This is a genomic window from Methylovulum sp. (assembly GCF_028687615.1).
Classification (GTDB): Bacteria; Pseudomonadota; Gammaproteobacteria; order Methylococcales; family Methylomonadaceae; genus Methylovulum.
The window spans coordinates 22,749-30,939 of record NZ_JAQTZU010000031.1; the positions used below are offsets into that span (position 1 = coordinate 22,749).

Annotated in this window: 4 protein-coding genes; 3 read left to right on the plus strand and 1 reads right to left on the minus strand. The window is 47.2% G+C overall.

Annotated elements, in window-relative coordinates; translation table 11 throughout:
• The first annotated feature begins 102 nt into the window (after nucleotides 1-102).
• Entirely contained in the window at nucleotides 103-543 is a 441-nt protein-coding gene (locus PHH59_RS14855) for a VOC family protein (protein WP_300017888.1), read from the plus strand.
• Between the two features lie 425 nt (nucleotides 544-968).
• Here the strand turns inward: PHH59_RS14855 and PHH59_RS14860 are convergent, their stop codons facing one another.
• Entirely contained in the window at nucleotides 969-2,150 is a 1,182-nt protein-coding gene (locus tag PHH59_RS14860) for a pyridoxal phosphate-dependent aminotransferase (RefSeq protein ID WP_300017891.1), read from the minus strand.
• A 259-nt stretch (nucleotides 2,151-2,409) separates the two neighbouring features.
• Between PHH59_RS14860 and PHH59_RS14865 the strand changes: the two genes are divergently transcribed.
• Together PHH59_RS14865 and PHH59_RS14870 are read left to right on the plus strand one after the other, a co-directional pair.
• On the plus strand, nucleotides 2,410-5,778 hold the full coding sequence (locus PHH59_RS14865) for a glycosyltransferase (RefSeq protein ID WP_300017894.1): 3,369 nt from the start codon (nucleotides 2,410-2,412) through the stop codon (nucleotides 5,776-5,778).
• Nucleotides 5,779-6,012: 234 nt separating this feature from the next.
• Nucleotides 6,013-8,073, plus strand: coding sequence for a glycosyltransferase (locus tag PHH59_RS14870; protein WP_300017897.1), 2,061 nt, complete (start codon nucleotides 6,013-6,015; stop codon nucleotides 8,071-8,073).
• The last annotated feature ends 118 nt before the right edge of the window (nucleotides 8,074-8,191 follow it).

The window sequence follows — 8,191 nt, forward strand, 5'->3', positions numbered from 1 at the left end:
GGTTTCTTGTGCCCCAGAGGGTATCAAAACCTGATAGGTCTGACGAGCCGGTGCGAAAATTATTTCATGCCCGTTCATCATGCCCGTTCATAAGGAGCAACAATGCGCTATTTACACACCATGATCCGCGTCCATAATTTGGACGAATCGCTAGACTTTTATTGCAACAAACTCGGTTTGCTAGAGCGCCACCGCATGGATAGCGAAGCTGGGCGTTTTACGCTGGTTTTCCTGTACGCGCCGCAAGATGCCGGCCAAGCACAGGCAACAAACGCACCGCTGTTGGAATTGACTTATAACTGGGATACTGAAGTTTATACAGGCGGGCGCAATTTCGGGCATTTGGCGTTTGAAGTCGAAAATATCTACCAAACCTGCCAAACATTAATGGATGCGGGCGTGATAATCAACCGTCCGCCACGCGATGGTCACATGGCGTTTGTCCGCTCGCCCGATGCCATTTCGATTGAATTATTGCAAAAAGGTAAAGCCCTTGCGCCAGAAGAGCCTTGGCTTTCCATGCAAAATTCGGGAAGCTGGTAACCAATCCGTCTACGGCGGCTGCAATCTTAGACCGTTATTTTGGGAGGGATGAACATTGTTCCCACGCTCTGCGTAGCCTGGGGCATAAACGGGAATGCGGCTATTGACGTTCCAACGTACCCGCAGGGCGTAAATCACACAACGCTGGAGCGTTGCAGGATGAATTCCCACGCAGAGCGTCACTGCCCACAGTTAAGAGTTTAATTTAATTAAAACAATGTATTACAAATTTGTAGGTCGGGTCGCCTAATGCGCCTACTGTTGGTAGCGTCAGCGTAACCCGACATTTTGAGTTATTGCGTCGGGTTACGCTATCGCTAACCCGACCTACAATTGATATTAACCACAAAAACATAATCGTAACCGCATGAATATTAATATTTCGTGTCTTTCGTGTCTTTCGTATCTTTCGTGGACAAAGCTTTTTAAATCGCCTGCTTAATCCGTTCCAACGCCTTCTCCAGATTCGCCATGCTAGTGGCGATGGAGATGCGGATATGGCCCGGGGTGCCAAACGGCGAACCAGGCACCAAGGCCACGCCCGCTTTTTCTATCAGATATTCGGCAAATTCCAGGTCATCATTAATGCCATCCAAACGAGCGATCAGTTTTTCGACGTTCGGGAAAACATAAAACGTACCGTCGGTTTCCAAACACTCAACACCATCAATGCCGTTCAATTCCGCGACCACATAATCATGGCGTTTCTTAAATTCCACGCACATCCGGTCGATAAAACTTTGGTCGCCAGTCAAGGCGGCTTCGGCGGCGACTTGCGAGATGGAAGTCGGATTAGACGTGCTTTGCGATTGGATGGTGCACATCGCTTCGATCAAATCGGCAGGGCCTGCGGCATAACCGATACGCCAGCCGGTCATTGAATAGGCTTTGGAGACACCGTTCATCACGACGGTGCGGTCATACAAATCAGGATGCGCGTTCAAAATATTCACAAACGTGCCTTGTTTCCACAAGATATGTTCGTACATATCATCGGTGGCGATAATGATGTTGGGGAAATCTTTCAATACATCGCCCAAGGCTGTCAGTTCTTCTAGCGTATAAGCAATACCGGATGGGTTTGATGGACTGTTGATGAAAATCAAACGGGTCTTATCGGTAATCGCCGCCCGTAACTGCTCGGCGGTGATTTTAAACTGTTGCGCCTGGGTGGTTTCGATAAAAACTGGCACCCCATCCGCCAACAACACCATATCAGGATACGACACCCAAAACGGGGCTGGAATAATCACTTCATCACCCGCGTTCAGCAAGGCTTGGGTCAAGTTGAACGAGCTTTGTTTGCCCCCACAAGACACCAGTATCTGCCTGGCTTGATAATCCAGGCCATTGTCATTTTTGAGCTTGGCGATAATGGCTTTTTTCAAGCTGGGAATACCGTCAACGGCGGTGTATTTGGTAAAGCCGCTGTCGATAGCTTTAACTGCGGCGGCTTTGATGTGATCCGGCGTGTCGAAATCCGGCTCGCCTGCGCCCAGGCCGATGATGTCGCGTCCAGCCGCCCGCATTGCCGCCGCCCGCGCGGTGATTGCCAACGTAGGTGAAGGTTTGACGGACTGGACTCTGTTAGAAAGTGTGATGCTCATAGTTTCTGTGTAACCTGGATGTAAAAAATGTTACCGATTATACACGATGACCAATGGCTTGCTAAGCGGCAGACGCTAAAACCATTGCTTCGACCTTTTCGCTGGTATTTACCACTGTTACTCCAGCGTTTTTCAGTGCTTCCCTGTTGGAATGCAAGGCTCTTGGGTTATGATATGGCTCAATGCTGAAATCAGGATTGGTTTGGTTTGGCAAATGGCTATTGTTTTTTTTAATCCAAAATGGGCGTATAGGTTAGCAATGAGCAAAAGTGATCCTAAAATAAGAAGTTTGTTTTTATCGTGTGATGGCTTTTTAAATTCAGCCGTCGTGCAAAAAAAGCTGCTCGGCGAAGGTGGCGGCATTGATTTATTGATTGACGATCAATTGATCAAATCCCTGGATGCCTCTGAAGCAAAGGAGCAAACTTTGCTGATGTATATCAACCAGATATGTGATGCGGGATTTGAGCTTAAGCCAACTTATTGGGCTTTTGACGCTTCCCAAGCAGGCCTGGCAAGCATGGGTATAGACTTTCAAGAAAGCTGGTCTTTATATAACGGCCATACTTTGCATATCTACCAAAAAGCAGGTATTGACAACAGTGTCGACCTAGTTTACCGCGACCCGGTTGTCGGCGAATTTATTCCAGTCAATGGCAACGACCATTACCAATTAACCGGTCATTTCGGATTACATCGCTGCACAGCCATTTACATCGTCGAATTTCACGACGCGCAACGTAAGCTTTTGACCCGTCATGAATCGGTCATTCAGGAAGGTAAACTGGGCGGCAAACTGCTGGATGATTATTTAGCCGTCAACGAGCCAATCCAAATACCTAAAAAAGCCGTCTTTGCTCGTCTATTGGTCAGAAAATTAACTGCCAAATCTTTAGAAATCGACAGCTTCTTATTTTTTACCCGCCCCGCTTTTACGTTAATATCGGCCCAGGAAACGGCTCCGTTAAAATGGGAAAAATCCCCCATTGATGTTGATGGCTGGCAAACGTTGCGTAAATACGACCACAAGCAATTTGCCTATATCGAATTCCCGCTTCCCGAAAAAGCCTATGACGGGCAGGCACATGCTATTGCCTTGATTGACCGTGACACTGGCCTGCCGGCACAAGGCTCGCCGAAAACCTTTGTCTATGAAACCAATGTGCATGGCAAGCTGGAAAAGCTGGATGGCTCCCGTGTCGTAGGCTGGATTTCCCAGGCGGATATGCCGGTTGACCTTTATGTCGACGGGCAATTTGTTGCAGGCACAACCTCCGCCAATGCCAATCAAGACAGTGAACAATTCAGTTTCATCATTGCCTTGCCAGTTTCAGTATTGGATGGCCGCCCACACCTACTCGAAGTTAAAGTGCCACCCTCCGGCAAATTGATTGGCGTCTTGGCAGAAATTACCCCTTACCACTTGACCCCTTGGAATGTCCTGCAAAAATATTCCGGGAAACCGCTTCCCGCCAGACTTTCGCCTGCGGCGGCTTACCGTTATGATTCCCTGCGCGCCTCTTTGCTGGCCTTATCAGAAGCCGCACAACATAAAAAAGGCGCTGAACTCGCCGAACTTATCGGACGCATCACCGTACTAGGCCGATTGCATGAACAACTCCTCGCCGGATTTGAAAAAATCCGCCACTTTGAGCATCTGGCATTTCCGAGCGTTGCCCATCCTGATGTCAGCATCGTAGTGCCTGTCCACAACAAGTTTCCGGTCACTTATTATTGCTTGGCCGCCCTGCTGTTTGCCTATAACAAAGCCAGTTTTGAAGTGATTCTGGTTGACGACGGTTCTAGTGATGAAACACTGGATATTCTTGAACTGGTGGACGGTATCCAGTATCTGCGCAACGAAACCTCACAAGGCTTCATCCGCAGTTGCAACCGTGGCGCAAGCCTTGCCAAAGGCAAGTATATCGTGATGCTGAACAACGACACCGAACCCACGGTACATTGGCTGGATGAACTGATTTTTGCTTTTGAACAATTCGACCAAGTCGGTTTGGCGGGTGCGAAACTGCTCTACCCCGATGGCAAATTGCAGGAAGCGGGCGGTATTGTCTGGAGCAGCGGTAATCCGTGGAATTATGGCCGTGGCGGCAATCCCTATGAACCCCGCTTCAGTTACACCCGTCAGGCCGATTATTTATCGGGCGCGGCGATTATGCTAAGCACTTCGTTATGGAATGAAATCGGTGGTTTTAGCGAAGAATATTGCCCCGCCTATTTTGAAGACACCGACCTGGCATTCAAGGTACGCGCCGCAGGCTATAAAACGCTGTTTGTCCCCTTATCCGTGGTTTATCACTTTGAAGGCGTGAGCAGCGGGACCAGCGTCACCTCAGGCACCAAACGCTATCAGGAAATCAACCGGCCCAAATTCAAGCAAAAATGGATACATGACTGCCGGTTCAACGGCGAAGAAGGCAAACATGTCGATCTTAACAAAGACCGTGGCGTTAGCTATCGCGCCTTGGTCATTGACTATCAAACCCCACGGCCTGACATTGATGCGGGCAGTTATGCCGCTATCCAAGAAATGCGCTTGTTGCAATCTTTAGGCTTCAAAGTCACTTTCGTACCCGAAAACTTGGCTTATATGGGCCAATACACGGAAACCTTACAAAGGCTAGGTATTGAAATTGTCTACTCGCCTTTTGAATACAGCATGCAGTCGTTTCTTGAAAAACGCGGCGGCGAATTTGATATTGTCTACATCACCCGCTACTACGTCGCCAAAAACCACCTCCCCTGGATACGCCAATACGCGCCTCAGGCAAAAGTATTGTTCTGCAACGCTGACTTACATTTCCTAAGGGAAGTGCGTGAAGCCATTGAACAAAATGACCAAGATTTGATGAACCGTGCCTGCCTGATCAGGGAAGAAGAATTAGGCATCATGCTGCAAGTGGATGTTGTCTTGTCTTACAACCCCATCGAACATGCGGTGGTGTTGTCACATAATCTAAATGGCTCAAAAATCACCACTTGCCCCTGGGTTGTTGATCTAACCGACGACGTACCCGGCTTTGCAGGCCGAAAAGACATCGCCTTTTTGGGCGGCTTCGGCCATCCACCCAACAAAGCCGCCGTGTTGTTTTTCATCAACCACGTCATGCCCATCCTACGCTATCAATTGCCTGATGCGAAATTCCGTATCTACGGCAGCAACTTTCCGGCAGAACTGGAAAAACTGGCTTGTGAGGATGTGGTTATTGAAGGTTACATAGAAAATGTCGCCGACATTTATGACACCTGCCGGGTCTTTGTGGCACCGTTATTGACCGGTGCCGGCATTAAAGGCAAAGTCATTGATGCCCTGGCGCATGGCACACCTTCCGTCTTGACGCCGATAGCCGCTGAAGGCACCCCATTGCGCCATGAACTGGAAGTGATGATTGCCGAAACGGCGCAAGAATGGGCTGATGCCGTCACCGTGCTTTATACCGACCAAACCGTGTGGGAAAACATGTCCAAAGCCGCCCGCCACTTTGCAGGCCAGCATTATTCGTTTGCAAACGGCAGGAAATTGATGTTGAAAGCCTTGGAAGCCTGTGACGTTTTTGCATCGACCCATAATCAAGCCTTGGTTGTCAAACGCTCTAGGACATCAGTGTAAGTACCCAGTCATTTTTAGTTTGACGGGGATTTGCGTAGGCCGGAATAAGACCGTTCGGGCGATAGCAAGAACGGGGGTTTCCGCAAACATCCTTTCCCATTGCCGGAAACACCCACCCTGCGCTTCGCACGGGCGGCCTTATTCCGGCCTACGCCTGGTTTTTTGGTAAATTCATTGCAGGAAACCACCTAAATTCAATAAGATAAAGCCTCATATCATTTTCTAAAAACACCCATGAGAAAAGTAATCTTCCATTATCACCTATTCAAAAATGCGGGCACTTCAGTTGATGCCATACTCAAAACCCATTTCCCCAATGGCTGGGTAACGCGGGAATTCAATGCCCCTCATGCCACCAAGCTGGCAGAAGTCGCGCAATGGATAGAGCAGGAGCAAGATGCCGTGGCATTTTCCTCGCACACGGCAGATTTGCCCCCCCCCAAGCTTGAGAACATTGAGGTTTTCCCTATTATTTTTATCCGGCATCCGATTGATAGGATCGCTTCGGCTTATTATTTTGAGAAAAAACAAAATAGCGATAATGGCAGTGCTCTTTTAGCCAAAAACACCACTTTATCAGGCTATATAGACGCCCATTTGGCCCATAAGGGAGCGTCCCAATGCCGCAATTTTCAAAGCTACCGCTTGGCCCAATGGCTCATGGATACCAATGGGGACATGACCGAGCTTGCACTGCAAGCCATAGAAAAGCTACCTTTCATCGGCTTAGTGGAAGCTTTTGATGAATCCATCCAACGCTTATCCGATTGGCTATCACCTCATTTTCCTGAGTTTCGCCCGATGGTGGCCGCCAAGAACGCAGAGCGTATCAGCCAAACACTAGAACAAAAACTGGCAGAGATCCGCGCCGACCTGGGTGAAACGAAATACGCGGAATTACTTGAAGCCAATGCGGCGGATATGGCGATTTATCATGCAGTCCAAAACAAGTATTCCCCCAAAATGATACCCAAAACTATTATGCAGTTTTGGGATAGTGCTTTTCTGCCCGAAGATATTGCGCCTTTGGTCGACCTTTGGAAACATCGAAATCCTGATTTTAAACACCAGTTATTTAATGACGTTACGGCACGGGCCTATATCGCCCAACACTACCCAGCATCTTATTTAGCAGCCTATGATGCGTGTGCAATTCCAGCGATGCGTTCTGATTTTTTTCGTTATGCGTATTTATACAAGGAAGGGGGAATCTATGTGGATGCCGCGATTACTTGTATCACGCCACTCAAAAATTGGCTTGAGCAAAGCGAAAACCTCATTTTCGTTAGAAGACCGACTGGTAGGATCATTAATGGCTTTATTGTGGCAAAACCAGGACAGCCTTTTTTAAAAGCCATTCTGGAACAGTGCGTCATAAATATTAACAAAAAATCATCGAATAATGTTTGGTTGGTCACAGGACCAGGGGTAATCAATGAATTAGTCAAATCCCAACCAATAGACAATCAGTTCACCCTGTTAGAACTTCAGTTTTTTAAGCTTCATTGCCGGATTTTTAACAATCTTGAACATAAAAAAACCTTACATTGGTCATTGATACAACAAGAAAACAGCATATACACCGATGCAAACAGTCCAACAAAAAATGCCGACAAACAAATAGCCGCCCCCCCAGCAACGGATGAAAATAAAATTTCGACGCTCGACATAAAATTGGTTTTAATTGGCCATCCGCGTTGTGGTTCCAAATCATTGGCGCAATATTTAACCAGCACGGGGTTAATGGTCGATCATGAAGGTATCGGAAAGGATGGCATTTGCTCATGGTGGCTGGCTGCACGCCATAAACCGGCGATTAATGCTTTTATTCATGGAACAGCAGGCATGAAAACAACATTACTACCAGAATTGATTTGCCATTTTATACGCAATCCTCTGGAGGCTATACCATCGATAACAATTGAAAACGAATTCAATGAGCGAAATAACATCTCTTTTAAATGCAGGAGAGAAGTTATTAAACAGAATTACCAAATTGATTTAGCGGATTATGACCCTTTAACCGCCGCAACGCTTTCCTATGTCTACTGGAATAAATTAGCAGAAAAAACCATACCCGATTTAACCGTTAGAATAGAGAAAATGAATATCGATTTATTACCCCTCATTCATTATTACGGTTTATCGCCAACCGATATGATTCCCCAAACCAATACATCGGCTATAAAATTCGGCATTCTCGATAAACCGGCAACCGATGCTGAAACGCTCATTCGACTGACAAGTGCTAAGGCTCGTTTATACCTTGAAAAATATTTAACTATTTATAGCTAATCCGATATAAAAAGATGTCCTGTAACTGCCTCAGTGAAGAGGTCGTCAACGGAACATCGGAACTTATTACGGATGGATTTAAGTTGCGCCCATTTGTGTTCGATAGGGTTAAGGTCTG